12 protein-coding genes are annotated in these 18,635 nt (G+C 41.8%); all 12 read left to right on the forward strand.

Features of this window, described 5'->3' with window-relative positions:
* Positions 1–12 precede the first annotated feature (12 nt).
* The 12 genes from ACFOJ8_RS12725 (at position 13) to ACFOJ8_RS12780 (ending at position 18,602) form a co-directional block, all read left to right on the forward strand.
* Complete coding sequence (locus ACFOJ8_RS12725; RefSeq protein WP_380655775.1) at positions 13–1,161, forward strand: glycosyltransferase; 1,149 nt, start codon at positions 13–15, stop codon at positions 1,159–1,161.
* A complete protein-coding gene (locus ACFOJ8_RS12730) occupies positions 1,161–1,973 on the forward strand; it encodes a glycosyltransferase family 2 protein (protein ID WP_380655772.1) in 813 nt (270 codons plus the stop codon). The genes ACFOJ8_RS12725 and ACFOJ8_RS12730 overlap by 1 nt, the downstream gene beginning before the upstream one ends.
* A gap of 25 nt (positions 1,974–1,998) precedes the next feature.
* On the forward strand, positions 1,999–2,778 hold the full coding sequence (locus tag ACFOJ8_RS12735) for an ABC transporter permease (protein WP_380655769.1): 780 nt from the start codon (positions 1,999–2,001) through the stop codon (positions 2,776–2,778).
* 39 nt (positions 2,779–2,817) lie between these two features.
* Positions 2,818–4,437 (forward strand): ABC transporter ATP-binding protein, encoded by a 1,620-nt coding sequence (locus ACFOJ8_RS12740; protein ID WP_380655766.1) that lies wholly within the window; start codon positions 2,818–2,820, stop codon positions 4,435–4,437.
* A gap of 72 nt (positions 4,438–4,509) precedes the next feature.
* Positions 4,510–6,420, forward strand: coding sequence for a glycosyltransferase family 2 protein (locus tag ACFOJ8_RS12745; RefSeq protein WP_380655763.1), 1,911 nt, complete (start codon positions 4,510–4,512; stop codon positions 6,418–6,420).
* The gene (locus ACFOJ8_RS12750; protein ID WP_380655760.1) at positions 6,413–8,443 is read left to right on the forward strand and encodes a glycosyltransferase family 2 protein; all 2,031 of its coding nucleotides are present in this window, start codon (positions 6,413–6,415) and stop codon (positions 8,441–8,443) included. The genes ACFOJ8_RS12745 and ACFOJ8_RS12750 overlap by 8 nt, the downstream gene beginning before the upstream one ends.
* 34 nt (positions 8,444–8,477) lie before the next feature.
* The gene (locus ACFOJ8_RS12755) at positions 8,478–9,830 is read left to right on the forward strand and encodes an ATP-grasp fold amidoligase family protein (RefSeq protein WP_380655757.1); all 1,353 of its coding nucleotides are present in this window, start codon (positions 8,478–8,480) and stop codon (positions 9,828–9,830) included.
* 299 nt (positions 9,831–10,129) lie between these two features.
* Positions 10,130–11,764, forward strand: coding sequence for an ATP-grasp domain-containing protein (locus ACFOJ8_RS12760; protein WP_380655754.1), 1,635 nt, complete (start codon positions 10,130–10,132; stop codon positions 11,762–11,764).
* A gap of 128 nt (positions 11,765–11,892) precedes the next feature.
* Entirely contained in the window at positions 11,893–13,467 is a 1,575-nt protein-coding gene (locus ACFOJ8_RS12765; protein WP_380655751.1) for a hypothetical protein, read from the forward strand.
* A 34-nt stretch (positions 13,468–13,501) separates the two neighbouring features.
* Complete coding sequence (locus tag ACFOJ8_RS12770) at positions 13,502–15,100, forward strand: ATP-grasp domain-containing protein (protein ID WP_380655749.1); 1,599 nt, start codon at positions 13,502–13,504, stop codon at positions 15,098–15,100.
* Between the two features lie 32 nt (positions 15,101–15,132).
* Positions 15,133–16,746 carry an acylphosphatase gene (locus tag ACFOJ8_RS12775; protein ID WP_380655746.1) on the forward strand — a complete coding sequence of 538 codons (1,614 nt, stop codon included), beginning with the start codon at positions 15,133–15,135 and terminating at the stop codon, positions 16,744–16,746.
* 59 nt (positions 16,747–16,805) lie between these two features.
* Positions 16,806–18,602, forward strand: a complete 1,797-nt coding sequence (locus ACFOJ8_RS12780; RefSeq protein ID WP_380655743.1) for an ATP-grasp domain-containing protein — start codon at positions 16,806–16,808, stop codon at positions 18,600–18,602.
* The last annotated feature ends 33 nt before the right edge of the window (positions 18,603–18,635 follow it).

Genomic DNA, 18,635 nt, shown 5'->3' on the forward strand with positions numbered 1-18,635 from the left:
GGAGAAAAATATATGAAAACCGATAAAAGAGTGGTGCATATGACGACAGTCCATCACCCTTACGATCCAAGGATTTATCATAAGCAATGTAAATCATTACAAAATGCAGGATTTGATGTCACATTGGTTGCGAGACGAGATCCAAAGCAGAACGAGGAAGATAAGACAATCCCTCACATTAAGCTTAAAACTTATAAAAGTCGACTCAAGCGTATGATTTTTGGTACATATTCAGCGTACAGAAAAGCTAAAACCTTGAAAGCAGATGTCTATACAATCCATGACCCAGAGCTACTTCCTGTTGCATGGGCATTGAAAAATAAAAATAACGTAGTCATTTACGATGTGCATGAGGACTACGTGACGAGTATCCTGCAAAAAGACTACCTAAATCAGACAGCGAAGCAACTAATTGCTGTAGGATACAAAACAATGGAAAAATTCTTTACAAAACACATGGGAATATCACTTGCTGAAAAGTACTATCAAGATACTTACCCAGAGGGCGTAACGATATTGAATTATCCCACGGTGAATGAGACCTTTATTGAGCATGAGCGGATTGGTGAAGTGGAAAACAGTGTACTTTACACCGGAAATGTTTCTTACGTAAGAGGAGCACTACAGCATGGTAGACTGCCTCAAATAGACCCGACACTTACCGTACATTTTATCGGCAAGTGTCCTAGTGAGCTTGCTGAAGAAATGGGGGTTGAAGCCGGCAACCACAGAGGTCAGCTTAAAATTGAGGGAATTGACAGCTTTGTTGAAAAAGAAGATATAGAGAAGAAATACTTGGAGAGAAATTGGCTTGCCGGAATCGCACTATTCCCGCCAACCGAGCATTATATGAAAAAAGAGCTGACGAAGTTCTTCGAGTATATGAACGCAGGACTCCCAATTGTCTGCTCAAATTTTCCAGTATGGAAAGCATTTGTCGAAAAACATAAGTGTGGCATTGCGGTGGACCCTACGGATAATGAAGCAATTAAAGCTGCATTTGACTATTTAAAAGGACAACCTGAAGAGGCTCGGCGTATGGGAGAAAACGGCAAAAAAGCCGTACAAGAAGAACTTAATTGGCAAACTCAGGAGCAGAAAATGGTGCACTGGTATAGTGCGTTGATGAACGTTGAATCCTACGAGAGGAGCATTAAATAATGGCACAGAATACATCGCCTACGATATCGGTTATTACGCCAGCTTATAATGCTGAACGATTCATCGAAGATACGATACAATCTGTACTCGATCAGACATACGATTCCTGGGAGATGGTCATTGTAGATGATCGTTCACAAGATCGTACTGTTCAACTGATTAGAGAGATGCAGGAAAAAGATAATCGGATAAAATTGATTGAGCTTGAAGAAAATTCTGGTTCTGCTGTGGCAAGAAATACAGCGATTGAAAATGCACAAGGACGATACCTTGCGTTTTTGGATAGTGACGATCGCTGGATGCCCGAGAAGCTGGAACGTCAGCTCGCCTTTATGCAAGAGAAAAATATTGCCTTTTCCTACACTTCTTACATTCGTACATTGGAAGATGGCACAGAGACTGATTATATTTCGAAAACTCCAAGGAAAGTTGACTGGGATGCTTTGATGAAACGCTGCGTCATTGGGTGTTTAACTGTAATGCTCGATACGAAGAAAACGGGAAAAATTAAGATGGTGGATATCCGGACGCGGCAAGACTATGCGCTTTGGCTCAATCTAACGCGTCGCGGATTCATCGCCCATGGTTTTCCAGAAATTCTGGCCAAATACCGGGTGGTCGGCAATTCTATCTCCAACAACAAGTGGAAAGCAGCGAAACGTAATTGGTATGTCTTCAGACATATCGAATCACAGAGCTTGCCGAAAACGTTATGGTATTTCGGCCATTATGCAGTCATTGCAGTAAAAGATCTGATTAAATATAAATTAATGATAAACAAAGGTCCTGGAAGAACCAATTCCGACCGTTAGTAAACTAGGCGGTGTCTTTTTAACTATGAAAAATTATTTGCAGGAAATGCTTAACCGTAAAGACTTATTGTATTACCTAGTAAGATCTGGATTGAAAGCGGAACATCGCAACAGTTACTTAGGTTACTTATGGTGGCTACTCGATCCACTTCTTAGTGTGCTTGTCTTTTATTTCCTTGTAGTCGTCATTCTTAACCGGGGGGATACGGAAAATTATCCCCTGTTCCTTGTCATCGGATTGATTGTATGGCGGTGTATCAGCTCGACGTTGAACTCTTCATCAAAATCAATCATGCAGTATAGCTCAATTGTCAGCCAAGTGTACTTGCCGAAGTCACTGTTTCCAATTTCATTTGCGTTGACGCAACTTTTTAATTTTGCTTTTGGACTTATCGTTATAGCGGTATTCCTTGCAGCGTTCAGGGTCATGCCGGGTTGGGAACTTGTGTTTTTACCTATATTAGTCATAGTACAAACGACATTTCTATTGGCAATCGGAACAATACTGGCGTTTGTTACCGTGTTTGTACGGGACCTCGAAAATATCCTCCAGTACGTGACTCGAGTATTCTTCTACGCCTCTCCAATCATCTGGGAAGGCGGCAGACTGCCACCAGAATACAACTGGGCAGTTGCATATAACCCAGTGGCGATCATCGTCACGTCATACAGAGATATTCTTATGAATGGAAAAATGCCTGATTTGACTGGGCTTGGAATCATCTTTGTAGCATCTGTCGTCGCAATGATAGCGATGTTGTGGTATTACAGTAAAAACGAGTATAAAATAATCAAAGCGCTATAAAGTAAAAGCTAGCGTATATTTAAAAAGAGGGTTTTTGAATTGTCTAAACACGAAGATTCAAAACTGAAAAACGAAACACCACAAAAAAATTCCGTGATTAATTCCGAGGGTGTCGGTGTAACATTTTTCTCAGGCAACCATGCAGCGGACTTCAAGTCTAGAATAATGGACTTTTTTAAAAACTGGAAGTTGCCTGAAAGGCAATTGGTCCAACCCTTAAATGACATTACATTTGAAGGTAACGAAGGAGAGATTCTCGGGATTATCGGTTCCAATGGCGCAGGGAAGTCGACGCTTTCGAGAATTATCTCCGGCATTTTAAAAGAAGATTATGGTGTGATGGACGTCAAAGGTAAGGTCACTGCGTTATTCTCCTTTGGGATGGGCTTTAACGGTGAGTTGCCGGGTAAGGAAAATGTGTATCTCAACGGCATGATGCTCGGTATCGATAAAAAGGAAATCGACCGCTATATTGAGGATATTAAAGAATTTTCTGAGCTAGGGGACTTTTTCGAACAGCCGATGAAGTATTATTCAAGCGGTATGAAGTCAAGGCTCGGTTTCAGTGTGGCAGCCAATCTGCATCCTGAAATACTGATTCTCGATGAAGCGTTGAATACCGGAGACGCGAAATTTTCTAAGAAAGCTGCCGAGAAGATGCAGTCGCTTGTCAAAGAAGCCAAAATGGTTATTCTAGTGACTCATAGCTTGAGATACGCGCAAAATAACTGTAATAGAGTCATGTGGCTTGATAAAGGAAAAGTAAGAGAAATCGGCGATCCGAAAACAGTCATTGCGAATTACCGTGCCACTGTGCCTAAGCGGCCACAACGAAAACAAAAAGGCAAACTGGAACTTCAAAAGACTGAAACCGAAGTGAAGGACAACGTCGTCATTAGAGCGAAAGACGTCAGTGTGTCTTACAAGCTGACAACAGGTACTTTCTGGGCACTGAAAGATGTAAACTTTGAAGTGCGGGAAGGCGAGGTCGTGGGGATCATTGGTCACAACGGAGCTGGAAAAAGCACCTTATGTAAAGCATTGACCAAAATCCTGAGGCCGGATATCGGAGAACTGGAACTGTACGGAGAAACTTCAGCACTCCTCGGATACGGCACTGGATTCAATCAGCACTTGACCGGTGAGGATAATATTTATCTCAATGCGCTGTTGCTTGGGATACCTAAAAAACGAGTGGATGAAAAATTTGATCAGATCATCGAATTTACAGGGCTCGGGGACAAAGTGAAGAAACCTGTCAAAGATTTTTCCAGCGGTCAAAAAGCACGTCTCGGGTTCAGCATCGCAGCCAATCTTCAGCCAGACATATTTATTGTGGATGAAGCATTATCAACAGGAGACTTGGCTTTCCAGCAAAAAGCGAGTGAACGTATACAAGAGATGATGAGTCGAGCCAAAGTTGTCATTATCGTTTCTCATAGTTTGGCATTCATTGAAAAAATCTGTACACGCGCGATCTGGATGGAGCAAGGTAGAGTGATGTTTGACGGTAGCGCTGAGGAAGCGGTCTATAAATATAAAGAAGCGCAAGGATTATTGAAGCCTGCGCAAAGAAGACAGAAAGCCGCTCAGGACGTCAACCAACCAAAAATCAAAAGTAATGCCCAAGACGAAGCCCAAAGAATAAAGAGTACGTAATTGCATTATGTCGTCCAATGAATCGTTCCGGTCAGTTAAGTGGTTATATATAATATATTAAGGCGGTACAATATGCTCAAAAAAATATTATCGAAGCCCGTCGATTGGGCGGTCTATTCACTGCTCGATGAAAAGCAACGTAAGCAAATCGGTGATTTACTGTCACAGAAACAAAAAGATACTGTGGTCCGGTTATTAAATGGAAAAAAGTTTACTCAGAGACGTAAGTTGAAAGTATTGAAGCAACATTTGTATAATTTCGGTTTTACTGATAGGGCATTGTCCGACATGGATCGCTTCTTACATGAGGCTGACAATATGGAAATTAAAAGACTCATCTCCTGGGAGCTGAGTCTTTGGCATGCCAACAAAAATACGACTGAAGGCGCCAAAGTTGCTTTGGAGTACCTCCCCACTGCCACCACAGGTGAAACCAGTGTGGACCAACAGAGGCGAATTTCAATCGTCACAGCAGAATGTTTATCGAGAGTAGGCGAACTGTCTGAAGCGAAGGTTGTTTTGCAGCAACAACTGAAAAAACAAGTGCACCCAGATCTGTATTTGGCTGAAGCGAACTTGGAGAACGATATCCAAAAGCGCTTTGAATTCATCAATAAAGCATTTAGCTTATACAACCTGGCACCGATCGGCTTCTCCAAGAAGAGTGATCGTCAGACTTACGATGATCTAGCGACACTATCAAATCTTGATTCAGTCACTGACGGACCTAAAGTATCCATTATCTTACCAGCATTCAAAGCGGAAGAAGGCATCAAAATCGCTATCGATTCGATTCTAGGCCAGACGTGGCGAAATCTAGAACTGATTGTCGTGGACGATTGTAGTCCGGACGGCACGGCAGATGTTGTTAAATCATATGCCAAAAAAGACGAACGCGTAAAATTCATGTCTACGCCTACCAATAGTGGCCCATACGTTGCAAGGAATATCGGCTTGAATGCAGTAACAGGTGAATTTGTCACTATCAACGATGCGGATGACTGGTCGCATGCTAAAAAAATAGAAACACAGGTCACTCATCTGTTAGACCATCCTAAAGTGGTTGCGAACACCTCAGAACATGCAAGATTGACCGAAGATCTGACTTTTTATCGCAGAGGCACACCAGGTAAATACATATTCCCTAACATGTCCTCCATCATGTTCAGAAGAGAGCCGGTGCTTGATACACTCGGTTACTGGGATAGTGTACGATTCGCTGCAGACGGGGAATTCAAACGACGACTTATCAAAGCCTTTGGACAGAGCAGCTATACGGATCTGAAGTCCGGTCCTTTATCACTTCCGAGACAATCCGTTTCTTCACTCACCAGCAGTTCAGCATTCGGCTACGATGGATTTTTCATGGGGGTAAGGAAAGAGTACGTTGAAAGTCTCGAGTTTCACCATAAAACAAGCACGCTATACTATGAGTATCCACAAAGTGCCCGGCCTTTCCCAGTACCAGAACCGATGTGGCCTATAAGAGAAGAGAAGGTAGACGGTTCCAGGCAGTTTGACTACGTGGTTGTCGCTGATTTTAGAAGAAACAGCGACATGCTTACAAAACAAATTATGAAGCTGAAAACACAGTATACTCGCATTGGTCTCATGCAACTATATAGCTACGATTTACAAGATGGCACTGCTATTGATCCAAGTATTCGTCAGGTAATAGATGGTACACATGTCCAGATGCTTGTATATGGTGAAAAAATAAGTACGATCAAGTTGAATGTAACAGATCCTGAACTACTTATGACTTGGCAAAAGTACCGACCGACCATTTCTGCAGAAGAAGTCATTGTGACGGTCGATAAAAGAATCGAAAGCGAAGCGCTCTCTCTGATCCAGACCCATATGGTGGAGTATTTTAATGCGCAAGGAAGATGGATTACAAAAGACAGCGGTATCGAATCGTATTTAGATCGTCTCGGCATCGTGGCGGAGACAAAGGGTGTAGGTGGGTCAAGTGATGTCTAAGGACAAACTGCTGGCTGAATTGAAAAGTCTAAGCGAAACCTATAAAAAGGCAGAGAATGAAAAAGAACACACGCTATCAACACTGTCTCGTCTACAAGGGGAATTTGAGGTAGCCAGTACACGTATGCGCCGAATTAAAAGTGCACAGGCGGGCATTAAACAAGGGGTTCGTACCACAGGCGCCTATATACTTGGTAGACGCAATCGCAAAAAACTGTTCAGTCGAAGCTACCGGATGAAAGACGCTCAAAACAAACTGAAACAGTATACGTATCATCTGTATGAACTTGGATTTACGAAACATGCGCTAGAAGAACTAGAAGCATGCTACACGACATCAAAAGATTGGAACCTTAGACGAGCAGCCGCTTGGGAATTGGCCTTGTGGTATGCCAATAAGTACGACGTCGATGGTGCGCGCGAAGCGTTTAAATATCTGCCAACAGCAGTCAAAGGCGTCAAGGAAGCAGCATTCCTAAGACGATCAGCAATCATCGGTGCCGAGTGTGCAGACAGAGCAGGTCAAAAAGGTAGCGCTCTAAATCTTCTGGGCACAGTAATGGAACAGCGCCATCCTGATATATTCTTGGCTCGAGCCAACTTGGCTATAGATTTAGCAGAGCGCACGGAATGGATTAATTTAGCACTGGCACATTACAATCTTACACCGGTTGCTTTTCGGGAAGACACGTATGACAGTCTTACCAGTGAAAAAGCTTTGGAGATATCCGATGGTCCTAAAGTCACTGTTATCATGCCAGCCTATAATGCAGCTCGGGGAATCAGTACAGGCATTGAGTCCATCTTGAATCAGACGTGGGCAAATATAGAACTGATCGTCGTCGACGATCAGAGTACTGATGAGACGGTATCGATAGTGAGTCAACATGCAGCGGCTGATACGCGCATCAAATTGATGACCACTCCGAAAAACAGCGGACCGTATGTTGCTCGTAATATTGCGCTAGGAGCAGCTACAGGCATGTTCGTCACAGTCAACGATGCAGACGACTGGTCGCATCCCGAGAAGATCGAAATCCAGGTGAGGCATCTATTAAATAATGAAAAAGTGATTGCTAACACATCGGCTCACGCACGATTGACAGAATCGTTAAAGCTCCATAGAAGGGGGACACCTGGTACGTACATCTTTTCCAATATGTCATCGTTGATGTTCAGAAGACAACCTGTCTTGGATCAGATTGGTTACTGGGATCAGGTAAGGTTTGCCGGAGACAGTGAGTATAAAAGAAGGATGGAAGCAGTCTTTGGCACTGCGGCAATAGTAGATCTTGATAGTGGTCCACTTTCTTTTCCAAGACAGGCACAGGGCTCTCTTACGTCCAGTTCCGCCTATGGTTACAAAGGATTTCTGATGGGTGTGCGAAAAGAGTATGCAGAAACGTATAGAGCCTTTCATCGTCAAGTGGATATCACCGATTTGTACTATCCATTTGAACCTTCTATTCGCCCGTACCCTGTACCGGCACCGATGCGAATAAAGAAAGAACATAATAACCTTGGCTATAGAGCATTTGATATAGTCATTGTCGCTGATTTTAGGATGGCAAGTAACTTCCATAAGTCGACACTTAAAGAAATCGCTCGAAATCAGGAACGAAACCTTCGAACGGGTCTCGTTCAGATGGCACATTATGATTTCGACATATCAAAATCGATCAATGAGGATATTCGAAATATCATCGATGGAAACAGTGTAGAAATGCTGGTCTATGGTGAGTCGGTGGAGACACAAGTACTTTTAATCAAACATCCGCTCGTCTTCGAGTTTGAGCAAGTTTATACTCCTGACATAAGAGCACGTATCGTACGCGGAGTGATAGAACAACCTCCCGAGCAGTTAAGACAGTTGTCACGGTACGCTGCGAAGTATGCGGGTAAAGAAGTAATATGGCATCCGTTAAACGATTCGGTAAGAAAAACAATCAATCCTACCGGTATCCGGTTGTCTGCAGAAAATTGGATGGGTTACGAACGCAAACTGGACGATTGGATTTTATAATTGTATTTCTGAGACCAGGATAGGTAGGTGGACTATGACTAAGGCTGATCAGTCAAATGATGCATTGATAAAGGCAATGATTCAAACAGAAGCAGATATCAAGAAAGCCGAGCAGGATAAAGTATCTGCAGAGAAGCAGATTGAAAATATAAAAAAGAGCAGCACCTATAAGTTGTTCGGGGGGACGAGTAAAGTCTCTCAAAAACAGCGATATGTCGAGGAAAACGCTATACTGCGTGACGCACTGGGGAAGGCCACTGAAGAACTGAAAGAGACTAAAGAAGCGCTGAATCTTGCAAAGCTCGATGATCGTAGAATGAATAGCATAGAGCTTCGAGACGCTATTAGGGAAGTCGAGCAGGATGCTGGACTCATGTCACATATGGAGAGAGTAGTAGAGCAGAAGAAGCAGCATGATCAGAACTACAAGGAAGCTCTTATCTACATAGGCAGACTGTTCATGAACGCTCGTACCGAGTATCGGCAGAGTGTCTACTCGACCTTGCTTGAGGGATTGAAGATAGAAGATATACCTGAGTTTATGATGAGAGAAGCATTTAAAGATAAGCCACTGACTCTTAAACATGCAACATCTTTCAGAGCCAGTATGAACATGAGGATACGGAAAAGTCAGTTGGTCGGAGAACTGCCTGAGTATGCTTTGGATAACAAGCAAAAGGCATACGACTTTGTCGATCTATTGAACGTTGATAGACCATGGATCTCCGATCAGACTTACGCAGTGGATCAATTGTCATTCAAAGCTGGGACAGTAGTAAAACCTGCTGATGGTGCTGGAGGACGTGGGGTATATCTCATTTATGAACTTGACGACATCACAGATATGAAACGGTCCAGGAAACTATCAAGTATCTCTGCACTTGTTGAAAGTATGAAACTGGACGTTGAGAAAGGTTGGGTGAAAGGCGACGACTGGTCTGTGGAATCGTTGATTCTAGCGAATAACCAAGAAAAGATTCCTGCGAATGATATTAAGTTCTATTGTTTCTATGGAAAAGTAGGACTCATACTAGAAATTGAAAGATACCCTGAATTGAAGTATTGCTGGTGGACGGCTGAGGGGCAAAGAGTGTCAACTGGCAAATACGATAACGCACCATTCAAAGGCGACGGGGTGACACATCAAGAGGTAGAGAAAGCTGAAGCCATCAGCAAAAAAATTCCAGCGCCCTTCATTAGAATCGATTTTCTGCGTTCAGAGTCTGGTCTAGTGTTCGGAGAATTTACTCCAAAGCCTGGTAACTATGATGAGTTTAACGAGAGGACAGACCAACGGTTAGGCGACCTGTTTTTAGAAGCGGAAGGCAGACTTGAAAGAGACTTGATGGACAATAGTTTTGAAGCCTTCAGAAATTTCATGATATAAGGATTAGTCCAGTGTATCCCTCTTCTAAATATTTCTGGTGAATTTCTCAAAGGATGCGGGTTGTACGCAACCTATAGTAGGGACGGAAGACGTATATGTAAGCCAACCCCTATAGAAAAGTCTAACTAACAGGTTAGACTTTTTCTATGTTTAAATGGCTACAATTTGCGAGTGGCACTTCTGGTTCGTCTATCTGCTATGAGCATGCTGGGAATTTTGTATATGATATAATTTTATAAAGTCGATAGAGAAAAGTATGAACTCTCAAGTGGTTCACGGATGAAACAGGAGGAATGGTTATGAAAGAACAAGGTCGGGAGTGGCTACCCCACCTATCTGGCGACATCGTCTCAGAAGCACACGGAAATTATTTGGATGCCTATGTGGTAGCACTTGAAGGATGGCGACGCGGTTTAACACTGAAGTGGCACGTCAAAGAGTCGGAGAAGTTTGAGGAGATGCGGAGTTGGTTTGTAGATACCCCGGGTCAATTGTTCACTTTGTCTTCAGAGCATCGGACACATTATTTCTTTCGAACCCGAGGAGACAAAGTATCCAATGAGGCAGTGGATATAGGCAAGGATAAGGAGAGAACAAAGGTCTCGTTGCGATCGAAAGGGGTGGTGATCCCGGAAGGTAGGAAGTTCGGTCGGGATACTTCCGATAGCACTATTAAAAAGTATGCCGAAGATCTTCAATTTCCTTTGGTAGTAAAGCCGCTGGACGGTAGTTTCGGTAGAGGGATCGTTTCCAACATAGAAAACCATCTGGAATTGGAAGCTGCACTCGAATACGTACGGGGAAAGTTGAACTTCCGTGAAGTGATTATTGAGAGGTATATCCCTGGTAAGGAATATCGTATTTATGTGGTCGATGGCCAAGTCGTCGGTGCAATGAACCGAATACCGGCTAATATTGTCACAGACGGCATGCATACAATAAAAGCACTAATAGACAAAAAGAATGAAATAAGAGCTTCAAACCCGCGTCTAGTAAGCTGCCCGATCCTAGTTAATGAGGAAGTGGAAGCGTTTCTGGGCAAGCAGGGCCTGACACTCGATTCGATCCCTCAACCAAACAAGACAATCTTTCTGACAGACAAAACGAACATTTCCATTGGTGGCGATCCGATTGATGTATTGGACGAAATATCGACAGAAATCAAAGAATCCGCCGTTAGTGCGCTAAAAGCTGTACCACAGTTGAGCCACGGGGCAGTTGATCTCATCGTTCATGAAGACACCTTGCAACCTTATATCATTGAATTGAATCCAACTGCCAATCTAGGCGGATTGCTTTATCCAATCAAGGGGCGAGCAAGAGATATTCCTCGGGCAATTATAGATCATTATTTTCCAGAGACGATTGACGATGATCGGGAAACTTCTACTGTCTATTTCAGCTACGATGAAGCATTGATCCCATTAAAAGATAAGACAGCCTTCAGAAGCACATTAGTGCCGTTCAAGTACGAAGTACTACATGCTAGAAAACATGTTTTAACTGGAACGGTCGATGATTTTAATTTTCATCAATGGATCAAAGCTCAAGCGTTTGAGCACGATTTAATCGGTCGTATTGAGACAAAAGGAAATGGTCGTATAGAAGTCATTGTCGGGGGTAATACTGTCTATGGTCTGGACAGATTTGCAGAAAGTCTCTCGCAGCAGGAGAGCGCAGTCGATTTCGCTGTTTCTGATGAAGCGGAGTACAATGGAACGATAAAAATTGGATTCGAAATTGAAGGCGAGCAAAGAGAGTTGCAAGCACAGTACAAGGAGAATCAGGGAAAGCTTGCTGCGGCTGAAAGAGAATTGAAAAAACTGGAGAAACAATACAACAATATGCTGACTAGTCGGGCTTGGAAGTTGACTAGTCCGCTTAGAAAACTGACTGGATCTGTAAAGTTTCTGTATAGAAATGCTAAGAGATAGAAAGGGTAGATTAAGAAAAATATCTTTTGAACTCTTTATATCAATCACTCATTGATCTAAGTAAAAGGACGTCATACTGTACCCTCTTTTTTATGAGGCGAATTATTATATGAAAGGAGCGCGAATTGATGAATGAAAAACGAAACGATGTGTCGGGGTTCCCGGAAAGTGCCCATGGCGTTGCTTTGATAGCTTATACTATTTCACTTGAAGCGTGGCGAAGGGGAATTGAAGTAAAGTTTTTTAAAACATTTGTCAAAAACCAAATTAAAGCGCGGTACACTTTGTCCTATGCTGGTCGAGAACACACATTCCAGTTGTCTCTGGGAGATAAGGTGTCGAAAGAAGCGAGAAGCATTGGTAAAAGCAAAACATTAACCAGACGGTATTTAACGGATGCAAATGTATCAATGCCTGAAGGCGAAGTTTTTTCTGTTTATAACAGTGAATTTTGCGAAGCTATTGGTTACGCGAAAGCATTGGGATATCCTGTTATAATAAAACCCGCCCGAGCGAGTTTGGCAATTGGCGTTCACACGAATATCATGGATGAAGAAGCGCTAGTAAGAGCGCTCGATGAAGTACACGGCGAACTTGGGTATAATGATATCATCATAGAACGACATGTAGCTGGAGAAGATACTAGGGCTTATGTCATAGAGGATCAAGTCATCGGGGCTTTCAAAAGGGTGCCGGCTAGAGTTGAAGGGGATGGTATACAAAGCCTCGAAGCACTGATTGACAGTAAAAATATCTACCGAAAGCAGAACCCCCATCTGAGTGGCAATTTGATTGAAAAGAATGATGCATTAAAAACTAAGATTCGTGCCCAAGGCTATCATATGGATACTATTATTGAAAAAGGTAAGCGTATCACCCTGAGTGACAGTACGTTTGCTAAAGATTGCTCGGAGATTGTAGATATCACAGATGAGGTGAGTCAAGATTACAAGCGTACAGCCATCCAAGCGATCAGAAACATTCCTGGGATGCCACTAGCGGGTGTAGATATTATGATGGACCAAGAGACAGATCGCAACTATGTCCTTGAAGTGAACTGCAGGCCGAATATCGGCGGGCATCTATATCCTTCCGTTGGACGCAGCAGAGATATTCCAAGTGCCATTATCGATTACTACTTCCCAGAAAGTACAGAAGTCGATCCAGGGTACAACGTAAATTTTGTGTATGATTTTGATTCAGTGACGAGTTTTTTGAAGAGTGGTAAAGCACAGAGTGTTACTTTGCCGGCATTACCAAAGAAGAATGTAGAAAATCGTCATTTCAAAGTAACCGGCGATGTGGAAAAAGTGAAGAAATGGATTATAAAGAACGCAACTGGATATAGACTGGGCGGCAGCATAGAAGATATCGGTACTCATCAATTACAACTCATCATTGCGGGACGTAGAAGACACATTGAAGATTTCTTGGAAAAAATGATGCAAACTCAAGCAGGTGTTAATATAGAAACGACTAAAGAAAATGCTTGGGATGAGGTCATCATGTATCCATTTGATAGTTCGCACAGTGCCTTCTCAAGTGTAGCAGAGCATCTATCAGATGATGTTGAAAATCAACTAAAACAACTGCAGAAGGAAAACAAGGCATTGCATAAAGAAATCAACAAGTTAAAAGAGAGTCGATCGTGGAAGATAACCAAGCCATTGAGAGCAATAGGGTCAAGGAAGAAAAGAAAATAGCTAGATGTATAGTTGTGAAAGGAAGTTGTGTGGTATGGATTCGAAGCTAGAAGGTTGGCTCCCTCATTTAATCGATGCTATCCCAGTTGCAGCGCGCAAGAATCACACAAGCCTATATGCAATTGCGCTGGAGGGCTGGCGACGTGGGTTGGGTGTTACATTTTTTAATGACGATAGAAATAGAATCGGTTGTTCTTTAACGTATAATGGGCGCAGTTACCCTTTTATTGGATCGAGTGGTGAACTGATTACAGATGAAATCGTGGATATATGCGATGACAAAGGCAAAACCAACGAATATCTTTCAAACGCTGATGTACCGATACCACTCGGTAGAAAGTTTGACGAAAGTAACACAGTCGATGAAATTCTATCATATGCAGAGGAAATCAAATATCCTTTAGTACTAAAACCGACAGACGGTCGAGCAGGGCGTGGGGTATATGCAGGTATCAGAAATTCCGATGAATTAAATTATGCCCTGAAATCAGTCAGAGACAAACTGGGTTACAAAAATGTACTTCTCCAACAGTATGTGACTGGTGATGAAGTTCGTATTTACGTACTGGACGGTAGAGTGTTGGCTGCCTCGAATAGAAAGCCTGCCAACATATTAGGAGACGGAATATCAACCGCAAAAGTGTTAATTGAAAGAAAGAATGAATTGCGCAAAAAAGTGCCCAGTCTATATTTTAGACCGATTAAGATAGACAAGGAAGTTCATAATGCCCTGAAAGGTAAAGGATACACCCTTGAAAGTGTGCCGAGAAAAGGTGAACGTATTCTGCTTAGAAGTGTCAGCAATCTATCTAAGGGCGGTGAGTCTGTAGATATCACCAGCATGCTGACAGAAGAACAAAGGGATATTGCTGTAAGAGCAACAGAAGCAGTGCCCGGGCTAGTACAATGTGGAGTAGATATGATCATAAACGAAGAGACGGGGTCTGGAGTCGTACTCGAGTTAAATACAAGGCCCGGAATCGGCAATCACCTCTTTCCAGTAGAGGGTCAGGCTACAGATATTCCAAAAGAAATCGTAGACTTTTATATTCCGGAGACTAAAGGTATAAAAACTGATGACTCGAATGTATATTTCGAATTTAAAAATATAATTGGAGTACTTAAAGAAAAGGCAACTGCTGAAATCGACGTTTGTCCATACCCTGAAAGGCTTGTGGCACATAGACTTGTGGTCAATGGAGAAGTAAACACATTACTGTTGTATAATAAAATACAACGGCTTGCATTTGAAAACGCCATCCATGGCTATGTAAAATCGGATGTATCTGAAAATCTAATCATCGTTGTTGGCAGCACATCCAAGCAAGTCTTCGAAGATTTTTTGCATCAGGTTGAAAATATCTTTAAAGAGCATCGTTTGACACTAGCTGAAATTGAAGAATACACACGTCCAGTACTCGCCGGTTTCCGTCTATTGGATGCAGTAAATGATATGAGCTTGAAGAAACTGAGAGAAGAAGTAAAAGATACTGTGCAAAAACGGCAGTCTATCGAGAAAGAGAAGGCAAGAATTGATCGAAGAATAGATTTGATGCAAAGCAGCATGTCGTGGAAGTTATCTAGCCCAATTAGAGTGATAACAAAGACGTTTAAGAAGCGACCGAAGAAATAATTAATCGTTATAAAAGCCGGAGGTTGTAAACAATGAATGAAACAGAATTTAGATGGATGCCTCATCATGAAGGTGCTGTACCACCAGCAGGTCAAGGCAAGAGGATCAGTACTTATACGGTAGCGCTTGAAGGATGGCGCAGAGGTCTGACGTTAAAATATTATAGTCATTTTGATGAGAATAACCTTTTAAAGCTTCGTTATTCCTTAAGCGATGGCAAGAAGACACATGATTTTCAGCTATCCATGGGCGACGGTGTGACTCAAGAAGCATTTGATATTTGCGACAATAAGGAAATCACTAAACAGTACTTGAGAAATGCAGAAGTACCAGTACCCGTGCCTACAGGCAAGATGTTCGATAAAAATGCGAGCAATGAAGCTATCATGAAATTTGCTGAAACAATGGAATTTCCGGTCGTTTTCAAACCAACAGACGGCAATGCTGGAAATGGTGTTTTTGCAAATATTGAAAGTCTTCAGGAGCTCGAAGATATCATCCCTTATGTAAGAGAAGAAATGGGATTCAAGGAAGTAATCCTTGAGGATTATATTCCGGGTAGAGAATTCAGGGTAGTTGTAATCGGAGACCGGGTCCTCGGGGCCATGATACGCAGACCTGCAAGCGTCTTAGGGGACGGAGAGCATACGATCAAAGAATTGATATACCAAACGAATGAAATCCGCAAAACCAATCCACACCTCACTAGCCGGTTGATTAAAGTGGACAGAGAAATACGATCCATGCTCATGAGAAAAGGATATAAGTTGAACACCATACCTGAAGCGGGAGAACGTATATATTTGAGGGAGAAGAGTAACCTCTCTAAAGGTGGCGATGCCATCGATGTGACAGATAAACTGACAGAAAATCTAAAGCAAATTGCGAGGAATGTCGGCAAGGCGATACCAGGCCTGCAGCACTATGGTGTTGACATGATTGTAAACGAGGAGAAAGATACCGGGGTAATTTTGGAGGTCAACGCCAGACCAGGATTTGGTGGACACCTATTCCCGATGGAAGGCCAGCCTAGGGATTTTGCCAAAGAGATTATAGAGTTCTACTTCCCGGAAACAAAAGAAAAAGAGAGGTCATGGCTCTATTTCGACTTCGATAGTGCACTAGAGCCCATTAAAAACAGAACAGCAGCTTCGGTTGAACTGACGACAATTACACCTAAGAAAACGTACGGTAAAAAGCTGGTGCTATCTGGAAATGTTCAAGTACCTGGTTTTCGCGGTTGGATTAAGCAACAAGCAAAATACAGGGATTTGAATGGTTATGTAGAAAACCAGGATGACGGAACGGTTTTAATCATCGTAGCTGGAACGGATCAATTGTTGATTGAAGAATTCGTTAAAAAATGTTTCAAGGGGCCAAAAGACAAAGATGTCGAAGTTACCGCAATCGATGAACAAGAGTATAATAAGCCCGTAAAAATATTCTTCGAAATTAAAAGTCGTAAAACAGAGTTGTCCGCCTTGGAATTAGAAAGAAAAGTTGAAAAGCTTGAAGCAAGAAATGAAATGCTTGAATCGAAGAATCAGGAATTGATAGATAGATATCATAGATTCAAGTCAAGAAAGGCTTGGAAAATCACAGCACCATTACGAAAGACTTATGAACTGGTAAAAGGAAGAAAATAATTTTAGTGTAATACGTTCTGCAAGTGAAAATGACATCATTTCTCGTTGGGGGATTCTATATGGATACAAACAATATAAAATGGCTAGATCATCTGGAGGAAGCAATACCACATGAAGGGTATGGAAACAGATTAAGTATGTATCTGATTGCCCTAGAGGCTTGGCGTAGAGGTATCACTGTTAATTTTTTTACCATCGATAACCCTGAGAATAAGCTTTTGATACGTTATTCCTTAGAATTCAATGGAAGAGTGCATCGATTTGAATCTTCCATGGGAGATATGTTGTCAAAAGAAGCTTACGATGTATGCGATTATAAAGATCTAACAAAAAAATATTTATCCGATGCTGGAGTTAAAGTACCAAAAGGTGAAGTCTTCAGTACTTCAGCAAGCGAAGCGGAGATACTTGAATTTGCAAATTCCTTGTCTTTTCCAATAGTAGTAAAACCTTTGAATGAAAATGCAGGCAAAGGTGTCTTTTCAAATGTTTATTCTGAGCAAAATTTGCTAGACGTTGTGGATTACTTGAAAACAGAACTTGGTTATCGCCATATAATTATTGAGGAATTTATATCAGGCAATGAATACCGTATGTTAACTGTGGATGGCAAATTAGTGGGGGCAGTCAATAGAGTGCCGGCCAACATTGTTGGAAATGGTAAAGATAGCATCGAAACATTGATAAGAGTAAAAAATAGAAGTAAATCAAATAATCCAGCGATATCAAAAAAAAGAATACAATTGGATAAAGAAGTGCTCCACGAAATTGAACGCAAAGGATATACAAAAGATAGTGTACTAGAAAACGGGGAGCAGCTGTTTTTAAGAGCTAAATCCAACATCTCTGCTGGCGGTGACCCGGTAGATATTACAGATGATATTTCAGAAGAGATGAAAAGTATTGCTGAGGAGGCGACAAAGGCAATTCCAGGGCTAAAACTTGCTGGATTGGACTTTATCGTTGATCCTGAGACCAAAGTTTCAACAGTTATTGAGATCAATACTAAGCCCATGCTCGGACTTCATGTCTTTCCAATTAAAGGAAAAGCAAGAGACGTTGTGGCTCCTATTATCGATTTATACTTTCCAGAAACAATTAATACAGAAAAGAGCAGTCTTTTCTTCGATTTCAATGACAAAATAGCTCCTTTAGATCATTTGACCGTCAAGGAAGTGACTGTTTCACCACTTGAAAAAGCAAATGTGGGGTGCAGCAGGGAGTTTATTATTGAACAGGAAAAAAATCAGGGTAATTTGCTGAAGGAGACAAGACTGCAAGCGTTAAAGCTCGGTGTTCATGGATTTATCAAAAAAGTAGAGACTGACAGGTATAACGTGGTTGCAGCATGTGAAAATGATAAAATCATGGAAGAGTTTAAGTCTTTCTTTTATCGAGATACTGAAGAATTTGGGATCCTTGAAGTAGAGGAGCAGGAATGGCATAAACCTATTAAGGCAGGCTTCACAATTAAAAAAGAGACGATATCAGAAATAGAAGATAAGCTTAAAAAGGAAGAGAAGAAAACAAGTAGGCTAACTTCTAAGATTGGAACTCTTGAAGAAAAACTGGAGCTTGAGCAGAGCGAAACGCAAAAGAAACAACAAGAAGTTGCACATCTTAATGAGGCAATCGAATCATTGAAAAGAGAGTTGCAGGAGTTAAAAGAAGCAAACGTGGAAGTAACCTTGAAGCTAGGAGAAACAGAACGGGCTTTTGTCAGTACAAAACATACATTGACTGAGAAGCTCGAGACTTTTAAAAGAGAACATGCAAAGCTAACAAGAAATTATGAAGATGTTCTGAACAGTAAGTCGTGGAAAATTACAAAACCTCTTAGAAGGTTCAACAGATAAGTATTTGAGATAGGTATGGTGCCTTATTACAAG

Origin of the sequence: Salinicoccus sesuvii (genome assembly GCF_042648145.1) — a bacterium.
In the GTDB taxonomy this organism is placed as follows: Bacteria; Bacillota; Bacilli; order Staphylococcales; family Salinicoccaceae; genus Salinicoccus; species Salinicoccus sesuvii.